This window comes from Devosia sp. (assembly GCF_034675085.1).
GTDB lineage: Bacteria > Pseudomonadota > Alphaproteobacteria > Rhizobiales > Devosiaceae > Devosia.
In genome coordinates, this window is record NZ_JAUCDN010000370.1 from 1 (window position 1) to 3,004 (window position 3,004).

Here is a 3,004-nt window from a genome sequence, read left to right on the forward strand (position 1 = left end):
AGCAAGGCCTGAGCGGGGCAGGGGCGTTTCTTCAGAAAAGCCAGCGGGATAGCGCCCGCCGGCCCCCACGCAACAACCTTCTGATAGCGGCCCCGCAAAGAGTGCAGTTTTTCCTCTTTGCCGCCGCAATTGGTCTGGCCATCGTCGCCCCGCTCCCCGGGGGCCCTTATGATCGCGGCCAGTTCAGACCGGAGATAAATCGCATGCGCCTTGCATCGCTTGCCGCCGCGGCCTTCCTCTTTGCCGCTCCCGCCTTCGCCCAGCAGGTCGAGGTCACCCCGCTCGTCAATGCCGAATGGCTCAAGGCCCACGCCGCCGACGAAAACGTCGTGGTCATCGACATCCGCGACAAGGTCGGCGAGACCGATCTGGGCGAACTGCCCTATCTCGCCCACGCCGTCGTCGCCCCCTATGCCAGCTATGGCTGGCGCACCGAAATCGACGGCGTGCCGGGCCAGATTCCCGCCGATGCCGACATCGCCAGGCTGATCGGCGATCTGGGCGTCGATGGCGACGACCATGTGGTCATCGTGCCCTGGGGCACCGATTCCTCCGAATTCGCCGGCGCCACCCGCGTCTACTGGACCTTCAAATATCTCGGCCACGACGCCGTCTCCATCCTCGATGGCGGCTGGCGCCAATATGACGCCCAGGGCGGCGAGCGCGTTGCCGAGCCGGTGACCCCCGTCGCCGCCACCTTCCCGCTCAATGTCCGCAAGGAGCTGCGCGGCACCACCGAGGATGTGCTGGCCGCGCTCGAAAACGGCACCAAGCTGATCGACGCCCGCCCGCACGACCAGCATGTGGGCAATTCCAAGAGCCCCGTCGTGCGCATCGAAGGCACCATTCCCGGCTCGCTCAACATCGAGCATTCCAGCCTCTATAGCGGCGAATATGCCAGCTTCGCCACGCCCGAGACCATTGCCGCTCTCGCCGAAGGCGTCGGCCTGGCTGCTGGTGAAAATAACATCGTCTTCTGCAATACCGGCCATTGGGCGTCGATCGCCTGGTTCGCCCTGCATGAGGTCGCCGGCAACGAAAACACCGCCATGTATGACGGCTCCATGGCCGAATGGGCGGCCGATCCGGCCCGTCCGATCCAGTAATCCGGCATAGCCTTCCCGAAAACGCTGTTCTGGGTGTTGCGTCAGGTTTTCGCATCACCCAGAACGGGCTTTGTCATTTCCCCCGCGCGATCCATGACCGATATATCCATTTCCGCTCCGCCATCCTTCCTGCCGCCCGCCACGGCCGACCGCATGCCATTGCTGGTTGCGGCCGTCATGCTTTTGGGCGGGTTCCTGCTCATCAGCACGCTGGTCGATTTCCGCCAGGGCGGGCTTTTCCTTATTGGTGGGGCGCTCGGCGTCGCGCTGTATCACGGCTCTTTCGGCTTCACCGGCGGCTGGCGCCGCATGGTCGCCGAGGGGCGCGGTCGGCCCATGCGGGCCCAGATGCTCACCATCGGCGTTGCCGCGCTGGCCATGATCCCGCTGGTGGCGGCCGGCAATATCGGCGGCCAGCCCATGGTCGGCGCGCTGGCGCCGGTGGGCGTTTCGGTGCTGCTCGGAGCGGCGCTGTTCGGCCTGGGCATGCAATTGGGCGGCGGCTGCGGCTCGGGCACGCTGTTCACCGTCGGCGGCGGCTCGGCCCGCATGCTGGTCACGCTGATTTTCTTCATCGTCGGCGCCGTCATCGGCACCGCCCATCTGCCCTATTGGCTGGCCCAGCCTGCGCTGCCGCCCATCAGCCTCGGGGTCGAGCTGGGTGTCGTCGGCGCGCTGGCCCTCACCATTGCCGGTCTGGGTCTGGTGGCGCTCGTCACCGCGCTTATCGAAAAGCGCATCCATGGCAATCTCGAAACCGAGCCGGCCCCCAAGCGTCCGGGCTGGGAATGGATCTGGCAGGGCCCCTGGCCGCTGGTTGGCGCGGGGCTGCTGCTGGCGCTGCTCAATATCGCCACGCTTTTGCTGGCCGGCCATCCCTGGTCCATCACCTATGGCTTCGGCCTCTGGGGTGCCAAGATCGCCCAGAGTGTTGGCGTCGATGTGGCGAGTTGGGAATTCTGGACCTGGCCGGCCCAGGCCCAGGCGCTCAATTCCAGCGTTTTGGCCGACACCGTCTCGGTGATGGATTTCGGCCTCGTGCTCGGCGCGGCGCTGGCCGCTGCCATTGCCGGAAAATTCGCGCCCAAGGCCAAATTGCCGCTGGGCTCGCTCCTTGCCGCCGTCATCGGCGGCCTGTTGATGGGCTATGGCGCCCGCCTCTCCTTCGGTTGCAATATCGGAGCGCTGTTCTCCGGCATCGCCACGGGGAGCGTCCACGGCTGGCTGTGGTTCGCCGCCGCCTTTGTCGGGTCCTTCTTCGGCATCTGGCTGCGTCCTGTTTTCGGTCTTGATGGGTTCGCCAGGAAATGAGCGCTCGCAACACTCTGCTTTTCGGGGCCGCGCTCGCCGTCAGCACCGCCGCCATCGCCTATGATCACGTCACCAAGCCGGTGCCCCCGCGCCCGGTCTATGGCGGCACGACGACCGCCGCCGCCGGCAACGCGCCCTGCGCTGCCGCTCCCTGTGCGGCGGGGGCCGCTGTCGCGCCCTGTGCCGCCGGAGCGCCTGCCGCTCCGGTGAAAGCCGCGCCGCCTCCGCCCCCCGTTGCCGCGCCCTGTGCGGCCGGTGCGCCTATAGCGCCGGCCAAGGCAGCCCCGCCGCCACCCCCGGCCCTGCCTCCCGCAGCCGAGCCGGCAAAGGCTGCGCCCCCGCCGCCGCCCAGCGTCAAGCCTGCGGGCGAGGAAGCGCCCGATCTCGTCGTGGAGAATGACTGACATGGCCGCCGGGGCGCGCGAGCGGGCGCTGGAGGAAATCGCCTTTTGCGAGGCCATTCTCGCCAAGGGCGGGCTCAACGTGTTGAGCGAGACCTTCCAGGGTGTCTCCGCCATCGCCGCCTGGGACCATTATCCGCCCGGCGACGTCTTCGATCCGGCCAGCAATGCGCAATGGTTCTACCA

General features: G+C 67.4%; 4 protein-coding genes. All 4 read left to right on the plus strand.

Annotated features, from left to right (window positions below):
- Positions 1–203 precede the first annotated feature (203 nt).
- Positions 204–1,106 (plus strand): sulfurtransferase, encoded by a 903-nt coding sequence (locus tag VDP82_RS16400; RefSeq protein WP_323015901.1) that lies wholly within the window; start codon positions 204–206, stop codon positions 1,104–1,106.
- 93 nt (positions 1,107–1,199) lie between these two features.
- On the plus strand, positions 1,200–2,417 hold the full coding sequence (locus tag VDP82_RS16405) for a YeeE/YedE family protein (protein ID WP_323015902.1): 1,218 nt from the start codon (positions 1,200–1,202) through the stop codon (positions 2,415–2,417).
- Complete coding sequence (locus VDP82_RS16410; RefSeq protein WP_323015903.1) at positions 2,414–2,821, plus strand: hypothetical protein; 408 nt, start codon at positions 2,414–2,416, stop codon at positions 2,819–2,821. Before VDP82_RS16405 ends, VDP82_RS16410 begins: the two co-directional genes overlap by 4 nt.
- Position 2,822: 1 nt before the next feature.
- The coding region (locus VDP82_RS16415; protein ID WP_416347133.1) for a DUF6969 family protein at positions 2,823–3,004 on the plus strand (182 nt) is incomplete at its 3' end.